Genomic DNA, 20,899 nt, shown 5'->3' with positions numbered 1-20,899 from the left:
CACCTTCTTACAAACAGCTTGTACGCCCGCCATCGACAGGCAGATTGATACCGTTGATATAAGCGGCGGCAGGACTTGCCAGAAAAGCAACAGCCGCGCCCAGCTCTTCCGGCATGCCGAAACGCCCTGCCGGAATCCCCGCTTTTTCCGCTGCGATAACCTCGTCCAGCGTCTTGCCCAATTTATCCGCCTTGCCTTGCAGAATTTCTCCCAGACGATCGGTATCGGTCGCGCCGGGCAGCACGTTATTGACGGTAATCCCCCATTCCGCCAGTTCGCCCGCCAGCGTTTTCGCCCAGTTCGCCACCGCACCGCGCACGGTATTGGATACGCCCAGCCCCTTCAACGGCTGCTTGACCGAAGTGGAAATGATATTAATGATGCGCCCGTAATTTTCCGCCTTCATCCCCGGCAGTAAGGCCTGCATCATAATATGACCGCCCAGCACATGCTGTGAAAAAGCGGCGGCAAAATCTTTTACATCGGCAAGATGCGCAGGCCCCGCAGGCGGGCCGCCGGAATTATTGACCAGAATATGAAACGCGCCATGCGCCTCCAGATGAGCATCAATCATTGTTTGCAAACCGTCAAGGTCATGGAAATCAGCAACCAGCGCCAGATGCGTCTGTCCTGCCGTCGTGTCCAGAGATATCCGTACATCTTCCAGCGGCGCGGCACTGCGCGCCAATACCGTCACCGTTGCGCCGCGCTCAGCCAGCGCAATCGCCGAAGCGCGGCCGATGCCTTTACTGGCACCGCAAATAATTGCTTTTTTACCTTTTAAGTCCTGCATCTCTACATCTGTCCTTCCTGTTTTTGCGCGATATTTTCAACCAGCGCAATCTCGTCCTTTGTCAGCTCGAAATCAAAAATATCCAGATCTTCACGCATATGATTTTCATCCGTTGTTCCGGTCAGCGGCATCATCCCGACATCCACAGCGAAACGGAACACGGTTTGCGGAATGGTTTTGCCTTTGCTTTTCGCCAATGCGGCAATCGCCGGATTTTGCAATTCCCGCGCATTCGCCGTCAAAAGCGAGAAGCCTTGATAATAAATACCGTTTGCCGTGCAGAAATCACGAATATCCTTATCCCACCCCGTTGCCGCAAAACAACGGTTCTGTACAAATTCCGGTTTGATATGCGCATTGCGATACAGCAATTTCAATTGATCAAGATTCACATTGGAGACGCCCAGCATCCGTACTTGATGGCTGTTGACCAGCGCCTCCATCGCCGCCCAGACTTCCATATCCGCGCTCGTCAGCCCTGTGCCCGCGCTGGGACCATGCAATATATAAGAGTCGATATAATCAACGCCCAGATGTTCCAGAGAAGAATGACAGGATTGCCGCACCTGCTGTGCGAAGGAGGCATTGACATCATAAGGCAAACGGTGATCCTGCCCTGCCGCATAGGTGAATTTTGTCTGCAGGAATAAATCCGCACGCGGCACATGGCCCGTTTGCAGAAAATGCGCCAGCGCATTGCCGACACCTTCCTCATAATAATGTTTGCGCTGATTAGCGGTATCGATTGCGGTATATCCGGCATCCAGCGCTTGGCGCACCAGCGCCTCCGTCCGCTCTTCCTTCCATGCGGTACCATAGATAATGCTTGGAATTCTTGCCATATCCGCTCTCCTTGAAACTTTGCCAAAAGCCTATATCTATCGGTAAAAAAGCGCAAGAGCGCGTTTTCCCCCTCCCCCCACGACAGGAAAAGTGTTATTGAAGAAGGTATGACAATGGAAATGACCCTTCCCGCCCTGCTGGCTGTCGCCGGATGCGGATTATGCTATGCCGGTGCGGATTTTACCCGTAAATCGGCCAGTCAGCACGCAGGTCCGGCTATGCTGGTCGCCATTATTTTTACCGCTGTCATTCCGCTTTATATCGCGCTGTTTTTTGCCTCGGGCAATCATGTTTTTTCCCGCGCCTATATTCTGCCCGGTTCTTTAAATATTCTCTCCAATGTCATTGCCAATATCTTTTTTGTCCGCGCGGTTTTTGCTTCGCCTCTCAGCAAGACTGTGCCGCTGCTGTCAATCACACCTGTGTTAACGGCACTGATCGGCTTTTTCTTTCTTGAAGAAACGCTTGTCTTCTCGCAATGGGGCGGCATTGTGCTGGTTGTTCTCGGTATTCTCTGGCTCTATGTACCGCCGGAGAAAATTTTTGGCTTTGCCGGCGTCTGGAAAAATTTTATTTCCGAACCGGGGGCAAAATTCATGTGCGTCACGGCTTTGTTCTGGACGCTTGCCCCTGTTTTTGACCGTGTCGCCCTGCGCCATGTCGATGTGCCGACCCATGCGCTGATCCATTTTACCGTCTCCTCCGCCTTACTGTGGCTGTGGATTTTTCTGCGCGGCGGCTTCAAGAAAAACCCGCTGCCGAAAAAAGAGGGCTGGAAAATCATCGGTATTGTCGCCGCATTCTATGCCTGCGCAATGGGGCTGCAAATGCTGTCCCTGAAAATGGTTTATGTCGGCATCATGGAATCGGTCAAACGCGTTATCGGACAAATCTCCGCCATCGCTCTCGGGCGCATCGCCTTTGGCGAGGAAATTACCACACCGAAAATTCTCGGCGTCATCGCCATGTGTATCGGCGTGCCGCTTATACTTCTTTCGTGACACATTCGCGCAAAAACGCTATATTTCCTGCAATACTGGAGAGAGAAAAATTTTGAGCGACACGATCAAATTCATACTCAATGATGTCCCGCACGAAATCTCCGGCCTTGCGCCGACCACCACCGTGCTGCAATATCTGCGCGAACATTTGCGCCTGAAAGGCAGCAAAGAAGGCTGTGCCGAAGGTGATTGCGGTGCCTGCACCGTCGTCCTCGGCGAAATCATCGACGGAGAAACCCGCTATAAATCCGTGAATGCCTGCATTCTTTTTATACCCGTTCTGGACGGCAAACATCTGATTACCGTTGAACATCTGCGTGACAAAAAAAGCAATGCGCTGCATCCTGTCCAGCAAGCCATGGTCGATTGCCACGGCTCGCAATGCGGCTTTTGCACACCCGGTTTTGTCATGTCGCTTTACGCATTGGGGCATAATAAAGACAAACCAAATGACACCGATATTCAAAATGCGATTGCCGGTAATCTGTGCCGCTGCACCGGATACCGCCCTATTCTGGATGCCGCCCGCAATATGGGGAGCTTTAAAATCCCTGAAAATAAAGCGTTGAAAAATCTACAACGCAGCAGCGGTCTTGCTTACGAAGCAGACGGCATTAAATTTTTCGCACCGCATAAAGCACATGAATTCAGCGCATTGCTGGCGGAATATCCCGATGCGATTATCCTGTCCGGCGGGACCGATATCGGATTATGGGTCACCAAACATCACAAAGAACTGCCTGTCATGATCTATACGGGCGAAATTTCCTCCTTGCGCCATGTTACTGAAACGGACGGTGCTATCGAGATCGGCGCTTCCGTCAGCTACACAGATGCTTTTGAACATCTGGCAAATTTTGATGACAGTCTTGCGGAATTACTGCAGCGTTTTGCCTCCGTCCAGATCAGAAATTCCGGTACATTGGGCGGTAATATTGCCAATGGCTCCCCCATCGGTGACGGCGCACCGTTTTTGATCGCGCTGGGGGCGCAGCTTGTCCTGCGCAAAGCGGATGAAACCCGCAGCATTCCGATCGCGGATTATTTTATCGCTTACGGCAAACAGGATTTGCAGAAAGGCGAGTTCCTCGAAAAAATTATCGTGCCGCGCAAAGCGGAGAATGTGCTGTTTAAAACCTATAAATTGTCCAAGCGTTTTGATCAGGATATCTCAGCTGTTTGCGGCGCTTATGCGCTAACACTCACAGACGGCATCATTACGGAAGCCCGCATTGCCTATGGCGGTATGGCGGCCACACCGAAACGCGCCGACCATACCGAAACATTTCTTACAGGTAAAAACTGGACAGAGGAAAACTGCCGCGCCGCTATGGAAGAAATGGCAAAAGATTACGCACCGCTGACCGATATGCGTGCCGGTGCCGCATACCGGATGCAAACGGCGCAAAATCTTCTCTATCGCTTTTTCATCGAAACGACACAGCCCGAAACAGAAACAAGGGTTTACGATTATGCCCGATAGCGCAGAGATGCCGATGACGCATGAGATCAAGGGAGGCGCAGGCAGTGCAAAAAGCCATGATAGCGCCGTATTGCATGTTTCCGGCGAAGCCGTCTATACGGATGATGTACGCGAACCGGAGGGCTGCCTACATGCCTATATCCTGCAAAGTCCGCATGCCCATGCCCGCATAAAAAAAATCGATACCGGTGCCTGCCATATTGACGGTGTCCATGCCGTTCTGACGGCACAGGATATTCCGGGCAGTAATGATGCCGCCCCTGTTTTCGGCGGCGACCCTATTTTCGCCGAGGAGGAGGTGCATTATGCCGGACAATCCGTTCTGGCGGTGATTGCCGATACGATCCCCCTTGCCCGCCGCGCCGCAAAAATGGCTGTTATTGACTATGAAGAATTACCTGCCGTTCTAACAACGGCAGAGGCGCTGGAAAAACAGGATTTCGTCGGTGAAACCCATATCATGCAGCAAGGTGATGCCGACAAAGCCTATGCAGCAGCTCCGCATAAAATATCCGCAACATTCAAAAGCGGCGGACAGGATCACTTCTATCTGGAAGGGCAGATTGCCATGGCCATTCCGGAGGAAGACGGCACGTTTACCTGCTGGTCATCCACGCAGCACCCGTCGGAAGTGCAGCATTTAATTGCGAAAACCCTTCTCCTCTCCGATCATGCCGTCACTGTGCGCGTACGCCGTATGGGCGGCGGTTTCGGCGGCAAGGAAAGTCAGGCATCATTGATTGCCTGCGTGGCCGCATTAGGCGCATGGAAAACCGGACGCCCCGTCAAGCTGCGCCTTGACCGTGATGACGATATGACCCTGACCGGAAAACGCCATGCTTTTGACGTCTCTTATCAGGCCGGATTTAACGATGACGGTTTAATCGAAAGTCTGCATATGAACCATGCCGTACGCTGCGGTATGTCACCCGATCTCTCCAATGCGATTGCCGACCGCGCGATGTTCCATACCGATAACGGTTATTTCCTGAAAGATGTCCGCATCACCAGTTACCGCTGCCGCACCAATACGGTCTCCGATACCGCCTTTCGCGGCTTTGGCGGGCCGCAAGGCATGCTGGCCGCAGAAGAGATGATTGATAACATCGCCCGCAGCCTCGGCAAAGACCCCCTGGATGTACGGCTGTTAAACCTGTATGACAAAAAAGATCATCTGCAAAACCGCTGCACCACACCTTACGGTATGATCATCGAAGATAATATCCTGCATGAACTGCTTCCCGCTTTGGCGGAATCCTCCGGTTACCGCGCCCGCCGCGCCGCGATTGACAAATTCAATGCAGACAGCAAAATCCTGAAAAAAGGCATCGCCCTGACCCCCGTTAAATTCGGTATCAGCTTTACCTTGAAAATGCTCAATCAGGCCGGTGCTTTGGTACATGTTTATAAAGACGGCAGTATCCAGCTGAACCATGGCGGCACCGAAATGGGGCAAGGATTACATACAAAAGTCGCGCAGATTGTCGCCAATGAATTTCAGGTTGATCTGGACCGCGTCAGAATCACCGCGACAGATACCGGCAAGGTTCCAAACACCTCGGCAACGGCCGCCTCCAGCGGAACGGATTTAAACGGCAAAGCCGCACAAGCCGCCGTCATCACCATCAAGAACAGGCTCATAAAATTTGCCGCCAAACATTTCGACATCCCCGCAGAGGACGTCATCTTTGAAAACAACCGCATCCGTCTTGGCGGTCATGAAAGCATTTCCTTTAAAAACCTGATTATGCTGGCCTATGAGAACCGCGTCTCACTATCCTCCACCGGTTTTTACAAAACGCCGAAACTGCATTGGGATCCCGTCAAATCCAAAGGCCGCCCCTTCTTCTATTTTGCCTATGGCGCAGCGGTGACGGAAGTCATCATCGACACGCTGACGGGCGAATATAATATCCTGCGCGCCGATCTGCTGCATGATGTCGGGCGCTCCATTAACCCTGCCATTGATATCGGGCAGATTGAGGGCGCTTATATTCAAGGCAATGGCTGGCTGACCTCCGAGGAATTATGGTGGGATGATAAAGGCGTCTTAAAAACACATGCGCCCAGCACTTATAAAATTCCGACAGGGCGCGATATTCCAAATGACTTCCGTATTGAACTTTATAAGGGCGACAATCCGGAAGAGACGGTCTACCGCTCCAAAGCCGTGGGGGAACCGCCCTTTATGCTGGCCATTTCGACATTTCTTGCCATCAAGGATGCCGTTTGCGCCGCACGCACTGACGGCAGTATCCCGCATCTGGATGCCCCCGCAACGCCCGAAGCGGTTTTAAACGCCATTAACGGGAAAGGACGGAAACTGACATGAAACCCGATATCAGCCACCGCTGGCTTTCCGATTTAAGCGAGTTGCGCAAACATGAAACGCCCTGTGTCTTGATTACCGTCGTCTCTGCCAAGGGCTCCACCCCGCGCGAATCCGGCACAAAAATGATCGTCACGCAATTCCAGCAGCTCGGCACAATCGGCGGGGGAAATCTGGAATTCGAAGCCATTGCAGCGGCGCGAAAACTGCTGGAAGATGCCGCCGCCGCACCGGAAATCCATGACTATGCCCTTGGTCCGTCTTTGGCGCAATGCTGCGGCGGTGCCGTCACAGTTTTGCTGGAGCCGTTTCTGGCCAATTGCAAAACACTTGTTTTGTTCGGCGCAGGACATGTCGGCAAAGAGATTGTGAAAGTTCTGGAAGGGCTGCCCGTTAAAATCAAATGGGTTGATGAACGCGTCAATGAATTCCCGCAAGAGCTGCCCGGCAATGTCGAAAAAATCATCACCGCCGGCCCTGTGGACGAGCTGAAAAATCTTGGAGACAACACCTATATTCTGGTCATCACCCACAGCCATGATCTTGACTATGCGATTGTTGAAAAAGCGCTGAAGCAGCATCATTTTTCTTATCTGGGTCTGATCGGATCAGACACGAAACGCGCAAAATTTGAAAAACGCCTGCAGGCGGACGGTATCAGTGCCGAACGCTTATCCGATCTGACTTGCCCTATCGGCGTCGAGGGGGTAAAAGGAAAGCATCCGCGCGAGATTGCCATCGCCGTCGCCGCAGAATTGCTGCAAAACGGATTGGTAGCATCCGCAGCAAAACATCCTGCGGAAAATGACAAAAAGGAGAGAGATAAAAATGCCTGCACAGCCTAAACCCCTTTATTTTGATTACCACGCCACAACGCCCTGCGCCCCCGAAGCGGTGGACGCGATGCTGCCCTATTTCCATGACAAATTCGGCAATCCGCATGCACAATCTCATAAAAACGGACGCGCCGCCGCCGCCGTCATCGACACGGCAAAAGAACAAATCGCCGCCTTATTGAATTGCGATGCCGGCGGATTAATCATCACCAGCGGCGCAACCGAAGCCAATAACACGGCGCTTTTAGGCCTGTGCCCCGAAGACGGGCGTCATGAAATCCTGATCAGTGCTTTGGAACATCCGAGCGTTCTGGCCTCCATCCCCGCGCTGGAACGCAAAGGCTTTACCGTCAAAATCATCCCCGCCAATAAGGACGGCTTTGTCACCGCCGATGCCTTAAAGGAGATTATTTCCGATCAAACACGTATCGTTTCCGTGATGGCGGCAAATCATGAAATCGGCACAGTGCAGCCGATCAAGGAACTGGCCGCTGTTGCACATGAATATGGCGCATTGTTCCACAGTGATGCCGCCCAATGCGCAGGGAAGGTAGCGATTGATATCCGTGATGCGGAGATTGATATGCTGAGCCTGTCGGCACATAAGCTCTACGGCCCTTGCGGTATCGGTGCGCTTTATGTGCGGACAAAACCGCCGCTCTCGCTGGAACCTGTTTTAAACGGCGGGTTACAGCAACGCTGCCGTTCGGGCACGGTACCGCTGGCGCTATCGGTCGGTATGGGTGTGGCCGCCGAGATTGCCCGCACAGGCATGGCGCAATATACCGAAAAACTGAACGGGCTGGTTGATCTGCTGCTGTCGGAATTGCCGGATGATATCCGCATCAACGGCGCACGCAGCCCGCGTATCCCGGGATCAATCAACCTGCTGCTGCCGTCTTGTGCAGCGGAAGATGTGCTTCTGGATTTGGCGGATGATCTTTGCCTGTCCACGGGTTCGGCCTGTAAATCAGGCAGCGGCAAGCCTTCCGGTGTTTTAAAAGCCATCGGCCTCACGGATGAGGAAACATTCCGCGCCCTGCGTATTTCCATGGGCCGCGATACAACAGAAGAAGATGTGCGTTTCGCCGCCGCAAAACTGGCACCTTACTGTACGGTCAAAAAGACCGACCGCACGGATGCGGCCGGTCGTCGTTCTGCTTAAGTTTTCTTTCTAGGGATTGGTGCGCCATTTCCGTATGGCTTTGCCGTCACCGCCTCCGCGGCGGTTGCGGATTTTCTCCTGCAGTTTTTCCTGCCGGATATTCTGTCCGCTATTTTCACGCCGCTGCTGCAGCTTTTCCTGCAAATTGCCTTTACGTTCACCTTGCGGTGTGTCACGGCGTTCCTGCAGTTTTTCCTGCCATTTTTCTTTAAACTGCTCACGTTGCTGCGGCGAGATTTCCTGACGTTTTTGCAGATGCTTTTTCAGCTTTTCTTTGCGTTTTTCCCGCAAATTCTTCGCACGCGCACGGATTGTCTCGCCGCGTTTCAAATGAACGGCCTGACGCAACCGCTGCAAACGCTCCGGCTGCCATTTTTTGGGGTGCCAGGGTGCAATGCCTTTGTTTTTGACAAAAGTTCCCTGCCCCGGCGTTAAAAACATTTTACCGCCGTTATTGGCAACTTCGATTTTGCCCTCATCAACGTAAATATCATAACCGCCATCCGTATCGACTGCGGCCGTAATATCCGTACCGCGAATACCGATCGAGCCGACAGAGGTATCAATCGCAATATCAGGTTCCTGCGTTTTGGCAATCATGCCGCTGACATAGCGAAAGGCACCGGAGACAACGGAATAACGCGCCTTGTTCTTTTCCGGATCTTCCGGATGAAACGCATAGTGATTGACCTGGAAAACCGCATTTTCCGACAGCGTCCATTCGGTGCCATCCATCAAAAACAAAAAAGCGCGCCCATCTGCGCCGGTTTTAATGACATCATCAAGAAAAACCTCATCATCAACCACAGCCTGTTTAACACTGCCGTCCGCACGGGTAATATGCGCCGCCCCCTCAATTTCCAGCAAAACGCCGATTGCCTGCCCCTCTGCTTTGGCCGCAGCAGGCAGCAGCAGCGTGAAAACCGCGAAAATCATCAAAATAAATGCTATTTTTCTCATAATAAATTCTCCCACTATCTGTAATACGTTAGCAGTCTTAAAAACCCTGCGCCATTTTTTTGTTTTTCCGCCGCAAACGTCAAGAAAACCCTGCAAATGCAAGACTTTGTTAATGATTTTCATATATTTTAGAAATAAAAGGAGGCGAGAATCCCCGTAATGGGCAGAATCCGCAGAAAATTCCGGCAAAAAGCCCTCAGCGAAAAAGAGCTTCACGCTCTTGAAACGTCCGCACTTGGCTATCCTCTTGTGAAACATGATGATTTTAAGGACGGATTTCTCTTCACACATGAAGCCGGTCATGATGTTTTCCGCAGTTTTACGCCGGAAAATATCCGCATCACCCCCGGAAAAGAGATCACACTCCCCAATGCTGAACGTAAAACACCTTCCTATACGCTGGAAATCACTGATACGGACGGTAATCTGCATATTCTGAAAGACCGGGTCGCTATTGCCGGTATCGGTTCGAATTCCTCACAAAAAGTGCTGGCACGCAAATTCCATCATTTCAAAAGCGAAGACGACACGCCGCTGGCGGTTTGCGTCATTCCCGCCACGCTGGAGGATCATGCTGTTGTTCACGGCGCTTTTGTCGGTGCGCGCGGCCCCGTCCCTGCGACCATTCACGAAGATAAAGGCACCATCGCCACGATTACCATCGGTTTTTACGATGCAAAAGCCGCGGGTCACATCACAGGTACCGAACCGAATTACGACGGATTACTGCTGGATACGCCGGCGGTCCTGCAAAACGGCGTCAAAATCCCGCAACCTCTGGCCTATGTTGCCGTCTGGGGTGCTTTGCAGGATCCGCAAAATCCTGACCGTCCGCTGGCACTTGCCGCCATCCCCGCACAAACCTCGCTGGCTTTCATGTCCAATCAGGAGGCGTTGATCGAAGCCATCCGCATCAGTGACCATATTGATTTGGCCCCTGCACCGGAGGATATAAAAGACAAAGCCATGCGCCGCTATATTCGCGAAAATTTTCAGGATGAGCAGCAGCGCATCAAACGCATCAAAGCCCTGCAGAATCACAGCATCCCCGCCAATATACGCGGCAAACGTGTTTTTGCCGCCAGTTTCGCCAAAAACCCCCAGGTTGCCGCATTGCTGCAACACCACAAAATACCGCAAAAGCATCCCAAACGCTGATTTTTTTCACACTTGACAAGCCTACCAAAACCCCATATTTATGGAATATAATAATTTTCATATCAAAAAAGGGAAGAAGGCAAATGTCATTCGGTCAGGAATATTCCGATCATTACGCACATTTTATTGCAGGCGGACGCACGCTTGAGATCATCAAAAAATATGAAGCCGATTGTGAAAACCCGCAGCCGCTGCTGGATGAAATCGCCCGCGAATACGGTGCGCTGTCTTTGAAAGGCGGGCGCTATAACGCGACCTTCCGCTTTGCCGAAAAAACAACGCATCCCGCTTTGACATTCATGCAGGAAAAAACCGAGAAAGACGGAAAAACCGTGTACCTTTATGACATCAATACGGACACGCCGGAAGGTCTGGCGCTGTATGATAAAATGGAAGATATCCCGAGCGGGCTGGAGATGACCTATGCGCTGTTTGCCAAAAGACTGACAGGCCAAAAAGATGTGCCGACCAACCCTGACCATCTGCGTGATCCGTCAGGACGCAGCGGTAACGGGCATTACGGTCTGGAACATACGACAACAGCGGCCATGTATAATAAATACGGCGATACCTATGTCGTCAGCATACCGCGTACTGTGCGCGGCGTTTTCAATGCCGCATCAAAAAAGGATTCGGAGGAAAACGGCTATCCCTGCGCCGCAGGATACCGTTACGAATGGTTCACGCCGGCGGATTCCACTCCGATCCCCTATTCCAAAGTGATTGAACTGCGTGAAAAAACACTGGGTGATCAACTTGTACCGCGCCGCGTGCCAAAAACGATTGCCGCTTTTCCCAATCGCAAGCGCTAATTTCGTCATAGCACTGCGGCACAGGATTTTCTATAGTGGATAAAAGGCAGCATAATGCCGCCACCGCTTTCGGAAGATAAGCCCATGTTTACACAGCTGTTACTCGGCACATTTATGATCGGCGCAACCGTTGTCTTTCACGCCTTTGCCTTTGATTTCATCATCAAAAAGGTACGCTGGCTGGAGGATAGCGTTCTGCGCAATATCCGCAGAATCTGGAAGGCGCTGTTACTGGCCATCGTCGTTCTGGCGGTTTTTGTCGCGCTGGTCATCGAGATGTGGGCATGGTGCGGATTATTTTACGGGCTAGGCGCCTTCCCCGATCTGGAACAATCCCTTTATTATTCCATTGCCACCTTCACAACGGCGGGTTACGGCGATGTTATCCCGACCGATAACTGGCGGTTGCTTGGCAGCATCGCCTCGGCGAACGGCTTTTTGCTGTTTGGATGGAGCACGGCCTTTATCTTCGAGATCACCGCGACAATCTACCGCCGCGAAGCCAAGAAAATAGAAACCTGATTTTCACCGCTTGCCGAAACCGCTGAAAAAGCCGCGCTTTTTCTTGGCCGCAGGTTTTTGTACTGCCGCAGGCTGTAATTCATCTACCGCTTCTTTAATGCGGGTACAGGCTTTGGTCAGATCCTCCTGCGACAAAGCGTAGGAAATGCGGAAATAGGGTGACAGACCGAAAGCCTCACCATGAACGACGGAGACGTTTTTTTCTTCCAGCAGATATTCGGCGAAATCCTGATCATTCTTGATCTCTTTCCCCGATGGCGTCGTCTTTCCGATCACCCCTTCGCAAGAGGCATAGACGTAAAACGCCCCTTCCGGTTTCACGCAGTCAATACCGTCGATTTTATCCAGCAGCGACAAAACCAGATCGCGGCGCGCCTGAAATTCTTTGCGCCAGTCTTTCAAAAATTCCTGATCACCGTTCAGCGCGGCTACTGCTGCCGCCTGACTGACGGAGCTGGCATTGGAAGTGCTTTGACTTTGAATATTCGACATCGCCTTAATCAGCTCTTTCGGACCTGCGGCATAACCGATGCGCCAGCCTGTCATCGCATAGGCTTTGGAGACACCGTTCACGGTCAGCGTACGGTCTTTCAATTCCGGCGCGACCTCCGCAGGAGTGACGAATTCAAAACCGTCATAAACCAGATGTTCGTAAATATCATCCGTCAGCACATGCACCTGCGGGTGTTTCAACAGCACATCCGTCAGCGCCTTCATTTCCTCCCGCGTATAGGCCGCACCTGTCGGATTGCTGGGCGAATTCAGCACAACCCATTTCGTGTTTTCGGTGATGGCGGCTTCCAGTTTTTCCGGTGTCAGTTTGAAACTGTCATCCGATGTGCATTCAACCATAACCGGCGTGCCTTCCGCCAGTTCGACCATATCGGGGTAAGAGACCCAATACGGCGCAGGGATAATCACTTCATCGCCCTTGTCCAGCGTCGCCATAAAGGCATTGTATAAAATCTGCTTGCCGCCCGTGCCGACAATTACTTCATCCGGCGCATAATCCAGATTGTTTTCGCGTTTGAATTTTTCACAGATCGCTTTGCGCAGCTCCATTGTGCCGTTGACCGGCGTATAACGCGTCTGGCCTGCATCCATTGCCGCTTTTGCCGCATCACGAATATGCACCGGCGTATCGAAATCAGGCTCCCCCACGCCGAGGTTAATCACATCGCGCCCTTGCGCTTTCAGTGCGCCCGCTTTTGCGGAAAGCGACATCGTCGGAGAAGGTTTAATCGCCTGAACACGGCGCGACAATAGATTGAATTCCTTTTTCATGGGAAAGGCTCCTGTTAAAAAATGCACATGTTTTGAATGCGCCGAGCCTAGCATGACGGGCTTTATTTGTACATAAAGAATTGCAATATCAGGAAAGCAGCTTCGCCAGCACAGCGCGATAGGCCGTATCGGTATCAGATTCCATAACATGATGCCCGTCTTTCACAACCTGTTTACCGCCGCAGAAGACATCACGCACCGGATTACTATTGGCCGCAAAGATCAGCACATCCAGAATATCGTCACCGTTTTTTCCGGCCAGATCCGGGCTCTCCCCGTCCAGCACAATCAAATCAGCGCGGAATCCTTTTTCAATTTTTCCGATCTTACGCCCCGCCGCCTGCGCACCGCCCTCCAAACAGCGGTTATAAAGCGCCGCTCCTGAAGAGGCACTACCCGCAATCCGCGTCACCGCCCGCGCCTGAAAAAACAGCCGCTGCCCGTATTCCAGCCAGCGCAATTCCTCCCGTGCGCTGACGGAAATATGACTGTCCGAGCCGATGGCGATTTTCCCGCCCGCTTCAAGATATCCCGTCAGCGGAAATAACCCGTCGCCCAAATTCGCCTCCGTCGTCGGACACAGCCCTGCCACCGCACCGCTTTCCGCCAATGCCGTCGTTTCCGGCTCATCCATATGGGTGGCATGAATCAGGCACCAGTTTTCATTCAAATCAGCATGATCCAACAGCCAGGCCACGGGCCGCTTTCCGCTCCATTCAATACAGGCATCGACCTCCGCCTGTTGTTCGGCGATATGAATATGCACCGGCGCGTTTTTATCCGCCGCATGCAGATTTTCCGTCGCCGCAGTCAGCATCTCCGGCGTCACTGCCCGCAGCGAATGATGCGCCAGACCGATCCGCACCTGTGCGCTATCCGCATAGGACGCCGTCAGCGTTGCCACCATGCCGGAGATCTCGTCCACATTGTTCAAAAAACGCTTTTGTCCCGCATGCGGCGCTGCACCGCCAAAACCGCTATAGGCGTAAAGCACCGGAAGATGCGTCATACCGATACCGACCGCCAAAGCCGCCTCGATCAGAACGCGCGAGGTCAAGGCGCGGTCATCATAGGGTTTGCCGTCAGGCTGGTGGTGCAGATAATGAAATTCGGCCACATTGGTATAGCCGCTCTTTAACATCTCGATATAAAGACGTGTGGCAATCACGTCCAGATCATCGGGGGTGATACTGGCGGCAAAACGGTACATCATATCGCGCCATGTCCAGAAGCTGTCTTTCTCGCCCGTCACCCGTTCCGTCAGCCCCGCCATCGCCCGCTGAAAGGCATGGGAATGCGTATTCGGCATACCGGGCAGCACCGGCCCGTTTGCCTGCACGGCATCATGCGGCGCGACACTATCCGGCTGCACATCCGTAATCCGGCCGTTATCATCCGTTCTGATCAACACGTTATCGGCCCAGCCTGCGGGCAAAAGCGCGGTTTTTGCAAAAATTGTTGTCATTCCCTACCCCGATGCGGATAATAAGCTTCAATAAAAAACGCAACGACTAACGCAGTCTAGGGGGAAATTATGTGGGACGCAATCTGGATCAACGCACATCTTGCCACGATGGCGCCGGAGGGGGATTACGGTATCATCAAAAACGGCGCGCTCGGTATTGCCGACGGCAAAATACGCTGGCTGGGTGAAATGTCCGCCCTGCCGCCCGGCGCACCGCAAGAGCTTGCCAAAGAAGTCCATGACGCAGAAGGCAAATGGATGACCCCCGGACTGATCGACTGCCACACCCATCTTGTCTATGGCGGCAGCCGCGCCACGGAATTCGAAAAACGCCTGAACGGTGCCAGCTATGCCGAAATCGCCGCGGCAGGCGGCGGCATTCTCTCCACCGTTGCCGCAACCAATATCGCCGATGAAGATAGCCTCTATAATGCCGCCCGCAAACGTCTTGATACGCTGATCGGCGAAGGCGTGACAGGTATTGAAATCAAATCCGGCTACGGCCTGACACCGGAATCCGAGGCGAAAATGCTGCGTGTTGCCACCCGTCTGGGAACGGATACGGGGCTACGCGTACAGCGTACGTTTCTGGGCGCACATGCCCTGCCGCCGAAATTCAAGGATGACCCTGACGGCTATATCGAACATGTCTGCAAGGAAATGCTGCCCGCCGTTTTCCGCGAAAGCCTTGTCGACGCCGTTGATGCTTTCGGTGAAAAAATCGGCTTCACCCCCGAACAGGTTGCCCGCGTTTTCGAGCGCGCAAAAAAATACGGCCTGCCGGTCAAACTTCATGCCGACCAGCTTTCCGATCAGAACGGCGGCGCTTTGGCGGCGCAGTATCAAGCGCTCTCTGCCGACCATCTGGAATATACGACGGAAGACAGCATCAAAAAAATGGCGGAGGCCGGAACAATTGCCGTACTGCTGCCCGGTGCTTTCTATTTCCTGAAAGAGACAAAACTGCCCCCGCTCGATCTGATGCGGCAGCATAATGTACCGATGGCCATTGCCACGGATTGCAATCCCGGATCCTCCCCCTCGGCCTCGATTTTGCTGATGATGAATATGGCTTGCATGTTGTTCGGCATGACCCCGCTGGAAGCGCTGCAAGGTACAACAATCAATGCGGCAAAGGCACTCGGCTGGCAGGAGGACTGCGGCACACTGGAAAAAGGCAAAGCCGCTGATCTCGCACTCTGGGATATTTCACACCCTGCCGAGCTATCCTACTATATCGGCTTCAGTCCTTGTGCAGCGACAATTCGGGGCGGGCAAACCGTTCACCCGCAAAGCGGATAAGCTGCGCCAGCGCATTTTGCAAAACTGCGGAAAGCTTTGCCGCTTTATCCGCATCATAATGATAAGGCGCGGCCTCTTTCTTCATGTAATTCTTCCATGTCAGCTCCATCTGGATGGCATGCACGCCTTCGGCAGGCTTGCCGTAATTACGGGTAATAAAGCCGCCGACAAAACGCCCGTTCAGCACGCTGGAATATCCCTGATCCTGCAAGGCGCCGTAAAAACACTCCGCCAGATCGGGGGCGCAGCTTTCACCCCGTGCCGTGCCGATATTCAAATCCTGTAATGTGCCGTCAAACAAACGCGGCACGGTGGAGCAGATCGAATGCCCGTCATAAAGCAGCGCAAAACCGAATTCTTCTTTAATCCGCGCCAGCTCCGCCGCCAGCGCATCATGGTAAGGATACCAATAGGCGGTGACGCGGTTACTGTGTTCGATCGCATCGGGCTCTTCACCCGGCAGATAGATTTTCTCGCCCGCGAAAGTTTCCAGCGGCACCAGCCCTGTCTTGACCTGACCGGGATATAAATCTTCATCCGCAGGGGAACGGTTCAGATCAACCACATAGCGCGAATGCGTCGCCGCCAGCAGGGACGCGCCCAGCGCCTCATGCATTTCGTAGTAAATCTGTTCCTGATGCCAGTCGGTATCCGGCAGTTTGATCGCGGGGGTGGAGAGCCGTCGCTTGATATCAGGCGGCACGAATGTGCCCGCATGCGGGACGGAGATCAAAAGCGGCGACGTACCGCAATACAGGTTATGCGTTTTCATACCGCTTGCTTTCCTTTATACCCCTTTATTCCCTGACGGCAGAATTTCCGCCGTGACAAAACCGCGGAAATGCCCCGCGCGCACCAGCCCGCCTGCAAAGGCGATATCGGGCGCGAAATAATGGTCTTCCTCATAGGGGTCGACTTTCTCGCGGATCAGCGCCACGGCTTTTTGCAATTGCACGGAGGTTTTCAGCGGCGCATGGAAACCGACGCCCTGTGCAGATGCCAGCAACTCAATCGCCACAATGTCGGAGGTATTGCGCGCCATCGTAATCAAACGCTTTGCGCCATGCGTCGCCATCGAAACATGATCTTCCTGATTGGCCGATGTCGGCAGACTATCGACCGAGGCCGGATGCGAGAGCATCTTGTTTTCCGAGGCCAGCGCCGCCGCCGTCACATGCGCAATCATAAAGCCGGAATTCACCCCCGCATCTTTCACCAGAAAAGACGGCAGACCGGAAACCTTGGCATCAATCAGCATGGCAATACGGCGTTCGCTCATCGCGCCGATTTCGGCGATCACCACCGCCAGCGCATCGGCGGCCATCGCAACAGGTTCGGCATGGAAATTGCCGCCGGAATAAATATTGCCGTCTTCGGCAAAAATCAGCGGATTATCAGTCACGGCATTAGCCTCGCGCCCGAAAATATCCGCAGCATAACGCATCTGGTCAAGACAGGCCCCCATCACCTGTGGCATACAGCGCAGACAATACGGGTCCTGCACTTTGGAATCGACGGCGCGGTGCGATTCACGGATGGCGCTACCTTTAATCAATTTGCGGTACTGCGCGGCAATGTCGATCTGCCCCTGCTGTCCACGCACACGCTGGATTTCGGGATAAAACGGCACGGTACTGGCCTTTGCCGCATCAATCGACAAAGCCCCCGCCACCACGGCAGCGGCATAGCAATCCTCTGCCTGAAACAATCCCGCCAGCGCCAGCGCGGTGGAGACCTGCGTCCCGTTCAAGAGCGCCAGACCTTCCTTCGGCGCAAGCGTCAGGAATTTGAAACCGCGTTTTTTCATCGCGGCGGCGGCATCCTGTTCCTTGCCCTTGATGCGCACCTTGCCGACACCCAAAAGCGGCAGCACCATATGCGCCAGCGGCGCGAGGTCACCGGATGCCCCCACTGACCCCTTCGCCGGAATAATCGGATAGATTTCATTATTGTATAAAAACAGCAGCGCCTCGATAACTTCGCGGCGGATACCGGAATAACCCTGCGCCAGCGCATTGATCTTCATAAAGAGTATCAGCCGCACGACATCATCCGACAGCGGATTGCCAACCCCCGTCGCATGGGACAGCACCAGATTACGCTGCAAATGTCCGATTTTTTCCGTGGAGATTGAGACTTTTGCCAAATCACCGAAACCGGTGTTGATCCCGTAAACCGTTCGCCCCTGCGCGATCACATCCGCGACCGCCTTCTCGCTTTTCGCCATGGCGGCATAAGCCGTTTTCGGCAATTTGACCGGCACATGCGATTCCAGCACGCGGCGCAAATCAGCCAGTGTCAATGCCCCCGGTTGCAGCAGAAATTCTTTTGCCATCCTTGTGTTTTCCTTATTTAATCATCGGCAGATTAAGACCCTGTTCTTTCGCGCAGTCCACCGCGATATCATAACCCGCATCGGCATGACGCATCACACCTGTTGCCGGATCATTGGTCAAAACGCGCTCCAGACGCCGCGCCGCATCCTCCGTGCCGTCAGCGACAATCACCATCCCCGCATGCTGGGAATATCCCATCCCGACACCGCCGCCGTGATGCAGCGATACCCATGTCGCACCCGATGCGGTATTTAATAGCGCGTTCAGCAAAGGCCAATCCGAAACGGCATCACTGCCGTCTTTCATCGCCTCGGTCTCGCGGTTCGGGCTGGCGACAGAGCCGCTGTCCAGATGGTCGCGGCCAATCACGATCGGCGCGGATAATTCGCCCGATGCCACCATCTCGTTAAAGGCCAGCCCCAGCTTTGCGCGTTCACCCAGACCCACCCAGCAAATTCGCGCCGGAAGGCCCTGAAATTCAATGCGCTCCCGTGCCATATCCAGCCAGTTATGTAAGTGCGGATTATCGGGAATCAGCTCCTTGACCTTGGCATCGGTTTTGTAAATATCCTCAGGATCGCCCGACAAAGCCGCCCAGCGGAACGGGCCGACACCGCGGCAGAACAGCGGGCGGATATAGGCCGGAACAAAGCCGGGAAAATCGAAGGCGTCTTTCACGCCCTGATCGAAAGCTTCCTGACGGATATTATTGCCGTAATCCAGCGTCGGGATACCCATATGGAATAAATCCAGCATCGCCTGCACATGCACGGCGATTGAGTCCCGCGCCGCTTTCACAACATTATCGGGGTCTGTTTCGCGTTTAATCTCCGCCTCTTTCCATGTCCACCCTATAGGCAGATAACCGTTCAGCGGATCATGGGCACTGGTCTGGTCGGTGACCACATCAGGGCGGAAACGCGCATCCTCTTTCGCGCGGCGGGCAATTTCAGGGAAAATTTCCGCTGCATTGCCCAGCAGCCCGACGGAAACGGCTTTGCCGTCCGCATGGGCTTTTTCAATGATGTCGATCGCCTCGTCCAGCGTCTCGGCACGGCAATCCAGATAACGGGTTTTCAGGCGGCGTGAGATACAGATGTCCTGACATTCCACCGCCAGCATTGATGCGCCGGCCATCGTCGCGGCCAGCGGCTGTGCGCCGCCCATACCGCCAAGCCCGCCCGTCAAAATCCATTTGCCTTTCAGATCACCGCCGAAATGGCTGCGCCCGACCTCGACAAAGGTTTCATAAGTGCCCTGCACAATACCTTGCGAGCCGATATAAATCCACGATCCCGCCGTCATCTGGCCATACATCATCAGACCTTTTTGATCCAGCTCGCGGAAATGCTCCCAATTTGCCCAATGCGGCACCAGATTGGAATTGGCAATCAACACGCGCGGTGCATCTTTATGGGTTTTAAACACGCCGACAGGCTTGCCGGATTGCACCAGCATGGTTTCATCCTCATTCAGTGCCGTCAGGGTTTCGATGATTTTGTCGTAACATTCCCAGTTGCGCGCCGCACGACCAATACCGCCATAAACAACCAGCGCATCAGGGTTCTCCGCAACATCGGGATCAAGATTATTCATTAACATGCGTAAAGGGGCTTCGGTCAGCCAGGATTTTGCCGTCAGCGCGGTTCCCGTCGGCGCATGAATTTCACGCCGGTTTTTCAATGCAGCTTGTGTCGTCATGATTCCGTATCCCTTATCCAGCGGTTATAACTTCGGACTCAAAAGCTACACCAAAGCGGGGGGAATGTCACCTATGCCCTGTCGGCATGTTTTGCGGCGGGATTGTCATTTTCAAACACATTATCAGCCTTGCCTTTGCTGACCTGCCACAGATGCAGCTGCTGTGCTTCCAGCTCTTCGAGCTGCGCAACATATTCCGGCATTGTCAGCCGCATTTCAGCGCGGCGCAAATCAACCGCCTGCATCAGCCGCATGAAATAATCCTTGTCCCGCATCAAAGCAATTTGCCGCTCCGGCGGATGATCGTCAAAACGCGCATTCTGCACACGCAGCCGCACATAATGGTCCAGATAGGTCTTACAGGTGCCTTTTTCACCGCTGGCCATGGCGATAATCTGCGACTTTTCCGTCACGGACATGCCGTGCAGATAATTTTCGCTGCCTGTATCGGCAAAACAGGCCAATGCTTTCACAATCCGGCCGTCAGCCAGCTCCGTATCGCATAATCCGAAATGATAAATTTTTAAACGTGGTACTTCGCGGTCGGCAAAAACATGCATCATATCGGCCAGATCCCCCAACGGTATATTGCGGTATGATAATACCGCTCCCGGCACGACTCCGTCTTCCAGCTTTTCAAGCCCCAAAGTCAGTCCCGTGAAGTCATCCGTGCCGCGGCTAATACATTTACAGCAGAAACTGCGGCGAAAACCCGTTAAAAAAGCCGGCGTCATCGACGTCGGCTGCCAGTGCGGTTTATCGGGAAGAGAGCCGTAACCGAATATATGAAGATCCTCAAGCTCGTCCAGTTTCACCCCGTGCTGTTCCAGATTCTCTCTCAGGCCGAAAAGCCTTGCGACCGCGGCATTCAGCCGGTCGCGTTCGATTGATGTCCCCACAATCAATCCC

Annotated in this window: 18 protein-coding genes; 9 read left to right on the top strand and 9 right to left on the bottom strand. The window is 53.5% G+C overall.

What is annotated here, in order from left to right; genetic code table 11:
- Nucleotides 1–7: 7 nt before the first annotated feature.
- Nucleotides 8–793 carry an SDR family oxidoreductase gene (locus tag HND56_02510; protein ID QKK04626.1) on the bottom strand — a complete coding sequence of 262 codons (786 nt, stop codon included), beginning with the start codon at nucleotides 791–793 and terminating at the stop codon, nucleotides 8–10.
- A 2-nt stretch (nucleotides 794–795) separates the two neighbouring features.
- Nucleotides 796–1,635, bottom strand: a complete 840-nt coding sequence (locus HND56_02505) for an aldo/keto reductase (protein QKK04625.1) — start codon at nucleotides 1,633–1,635, stop codon at nucleotides 796–798.
- A 114-nt stretch (nucleotides 1,636–1,749) separates the two neighbouring features.
- Here HND56_02505 and HND56_02500 point away from each other — a divergent pair, with 114 nt between their 5' ends.
- Genes HND56_02500 through HND56_02480 form a run of 5 tightly spaced genes read left to right on the top strand, consistent with a single transcriptional unit; the run spans nucleotide 1,750 to nucleotide 8,450 of the window.
- Entirely contained in the window at nucleotides 1,750–2,637 is an 888-nt protein-coding gene (locus HND56_02500; GenBank protein QKK04624.1) for an EamA family transporter, read from the top strand.
- A 52-nt stretch (nucleotides 2,638–2,689) separates the two neighbouring features.
- Nucleotides 2,690–4,120, top strand: a complete 1,431-nt coding sequence (gene xdhA, locus HND56_02495; GenBank protein QKK04623.1) for a xanthine dehydrogenase small subunit — start codon at nucleotides 2,690–2,692, stop codon at nucleotides 4,118–4,120.
- Entirely contained in the window at nucleotides 4,110–6,452 is a 2,343-nt protein-coding gene (xdhB, locus tag HND56_02490; GenBank protein QKK04622.1) for a xanthine dehydrogenase molybdopterin binding subunit, read from the top strand. The genes xdhA and xdhB overlap by 11 nt, the downstream gene beginning before the upstream one ends.
- A complete protein-coding gene (xdhC, locus tag HND56_02485) occupies nucleotides 6,449–7,294 on the top strand; it encodes a xanthine dehydrogenase accessory protein XdhC (GenBank protein ID QKK04621.1) in 846 nt (281 codons plus the stop codon). Before xdhB ends, xdhC begins: the two co-directional genes overlap by 4 nt.
- Nucleotides 7,278–8,450 carry a cysteine desulfurase gene (locus tag HND56_02480; protein QKK04620.1) on the top strand — a complete coding sequence of 391 codons (1,173 nt, stop codon included), beginning with the start codon at nucleotides 7,278–7,280 and terminating at the stop codon, nucleotides 8,448–8,450. The genes xdhC and HND56_02480 overlap by 17 nt, the downstream gene beginning before the upstream one ends.
- Nucleotides 8,451–8,459: 9 nt before the next feature.
- On the opposite strand, the gene HND56_02475 is transcribed toward HND56_02480, so the two are convergent.
- On the bottom strand, nucleotides 8,460–9,410 hold the full coding sequence (locus HND56_02475) for a FecR domain-containing protein (protein ID QKK04619.1): 951 nt from the start codon (nucleotides 9,408–9,410) through the stop codon (nucleotides 8,460–8,462).
- A gap of 159 nt (nucleotides 9,411–9,569) precedes the next feature.
- Here HND56_02475 and HND56_02470 point away from each other — a divergent pair, with 159 nt between their 5' ends.
- The 3 genes from HND56_02470 to HND56_02460 all read left to right on the top strand — a co-directional run bounded on the left by HND56_02470 (nucleotide 9,570) and on the right by HND56_02460 (nucleotide 11,902).
- Entirely contained in the window at nucleotides 9,570–10,568 is a 999-nt protein-coding gene (locus HND56_02470; protein ID QKK04618.1) for a hypothetical protein, read from the top strand.
- Nucleotides 10,569–10,651: 83 nt separating this feature from the next.
- A complete protein-coding gene (locus HND56_02465; protein ID QKK04617.1) occupies nucleotides 10,652–11,380 on the top strand; it encodes a hypothetical protein in 729 nt (242 codons plus the stop codon).
- An 84-nt stretch (nucleotides 11,381–11,464) separates the two neighbouring features.
- Entirely contained in the window at nucleotides 11,465–11,902 is a 438-nt protein-coding gene (locus HND56_02460; protein QKK04616.1) for a two pore domain potassium channel family protein, read from the top strand.
- A gap of 3 nt (nucleotides 11,903–11,905) precedes the next feature.
- Here HND56_02460 and HND56_02455 read toward each other — a convergent pair whose 3' ends face one another.
- Nucleotides 11,906–13,186, bottom strand: a complete 1,281-nt coding sequence (locus tag HND56_02455; protein QKK04615.1) for a pyridoxal phosphate-dependent aminotransferase — start codon at nucleotides 13,184–13,186, stop codon at nucleotides 11,906–11,908.
- An 88-nt stretch (nucleotides 13,187–13,274) separates the two neighbouring features.
- Complete coding sequence (locus HND56_02450; protein QKK04614.1) at nucleotides 13,275–14,651, bottom strand: formimidoylglutamate deiminase; 1,377 nt, start codon at nucleotides 14,649–14,651, stop codon at nucleotides 13,275–13,277.
- A 69-nt stretch (nucleotides 14,652–14,720) separates the two neighbouring features.
- On the opposite strand from HND56_02450, the gene HND56_02445 reads away from it, so the two are divergent.
- Entirely contained in the window at nucleotides 14,721–15,953 is a 1,233-nt protein-coding gene (locus HND56_02445; GenBank protein ID QKK04613.1) for an imidazolonepropionase, read from the top strand.
- Here HND56_02445 and hutG read toward each other — a convergent pair.
- The 4 genes from hutG to HND56_02425 all read right to left on the bottom strand — a co-directional run bounded on the left by hutG (nucleotide 15,895) and on the right by HND56_02425 (nucleotide 20,889).
- Nucleotides 15,895–16,725: an N-formylglutamate deformylase gene (gene hutG / locus HND56_02440; GenBank protein QKK04612.1), complete on the bottom strand. Its 831-nt coding sequence runs from the start codon at nucleotides 16,723–16,725 to the stop codon at nucleotides 15,895–15,897. The genes HND56_02445 and hutG overlap by 59 nt on opposite strands.
- Before the next feature lie 15 nt (nucleotides 16,726–16,740).
- Nucleotides 16,741–18,288, bottom strand: a complete 1,548-nt coding sequence (hutH, locus tag HND56_02435) for a histidine ammonia-lyase (protein QKK04611.1) — start codon at nucleotides 18,286–18,288, stop codon at nucleotides 16,741–16,743.
- A gap of 13 nt (nucleotides 18,289–18,301) precedes the next feature.
- Nucleotides 18,302–19,990, bottom strand: a complete 1,689-nt coding sequence (hutU, locus tag HND56_02430) for a urocanate hydratase (GenBank protein ID QKK04610.1) — start codon at nucleotides 19,988–19,990, stop codon at nucleotides 18,302–18,304.
- A gap of 71 nt (nucleotides 19,991–20,061) precedes the next feature.
- On the bottom strand, nucleotides 20,062–20,889 hold the full coding sequence (locus HND56_02425) for a hypothetical protein (protein ID QKK04609.1): 828 nt from the start codon (nucleotides 20,887–20,889) through the stop codon (nucleotides 20,062–20,064).
- Nucleotides 20,890–20,899 lie beyond the last annotated feature (10 nt).

This window comes from Pseudomonadota bacterium (assembly GCA_013285465.1).
Lineage (GTDB): Bacteria > Pseudomonadota > Alphaproteobacteria > Micavibrionales > CSBR16-224 > CSBR16-224.
The sequence above is the reverse complement of the archived record's forward strand: the minus strand, read 5'-3'. Positions and strand labels throughout refer to the sequence as shown.

Coding starts and splice junctions, on each gene's coding strand:
- HND56_02460 (QKK04616.1), top strand. CDS start 11,465: ATGTTTACACAGCTGTTACTCGGCACATTTATGATCGGCGCAACCGTT.
- hutH (QKK04611.1), bottom strand. CDS start 18,288: ATGGCAAAAGAATTTCTGCTGCAACCGGGGGCATTGACACTGGCTGAT.
- hutG (QKK04612.1), bottom strand. CDS start 16,725: ATGAAAACGCATAACCTGTATTGCGGTACGTCGCCGCTTTTGATCTCC.
- xdhB (QKK04622.1), top strand. CDS start 4,110: ATGCCCGATAGCGCAGAGATGCCGATGACGCATGAGATCAAGGGAGGC.
- HND56_02445 (QKK04613.1), top strand. CDS start 14,721: ATGTGGGACGCAATCTGGATCAACGCACATCTTGCCACGATGGCGCCG.
- HND56_02450 (QKK04614.1), bottom strand. CDS start 14,651: ATGACAACAATTTTTGCAAAAACCGCGCTTTTGCCCGCAGGCTGGGCC.
- HND56_02510 (QKK04626.1), bottom strand. CDS start 793: ATGCAGGACTTAAAAGGTAAAAAAGCAATTATTTGCGGTGCCAGTAAA.
- hutU (QKK04610.1), bottom strand. CDS start 19,990: ATGACGACACAAGCTGCATTGAAAAACCGGCGTGAAATTCATGCGCCG.
- HND56_02455 (QKK04615.1), bottom strand. CDS start 13,186: ATGAAAAAGGAATTCAATCTATTGTCGCGCCGTGTTCAGGCGATTAAA.
- HND56_02470 (QKK04618.1), top strand. CDS start 9,570: ATGGGCAGAATCCGCAGAAAATTCCGGCAAAAAGCCCTCAGCGAAAAA.
- HND56_02500 (QKK04624.1), top strand. CDS start 1,750: ATGGAAATGACCCTTCCCGCCCTGCTGGCTGTCGCCGGATGCGGATTA.
- HND56_02505 (QKK04625.1), bottom strand. CDS start 1,635: ATGGCAAGAATTCCAAGCATTATCTATGGTACCGCATGGAAGGAAGAG.
- xdhC (QKK04621.1), top strand. CDS start 6,449: ATGAAACCCGATATCAGCCACCGCTGGCTTTCCGATTTAAGCGAGTTG.
- HND56_02480 (QKK04620.1), top strand. CDS start 7,278: ATGCCTGCACAGCCTAAACCCCTTTATTTTGATTACCACGCCACAACG.
- HND56_02475 (QKK04619.1), bottom strand. CDS start 9,410: ATGAGAAAAATAGCATTTATTTTGATGATTTTCGCGGTTTTCACGCTG.
- HND56_02465 (QKK04617.1), top strand. CDS start 10,652: ATGTCATTCGGTCAGGAATATTCCGATCATTACGCACATTTTATTGCA.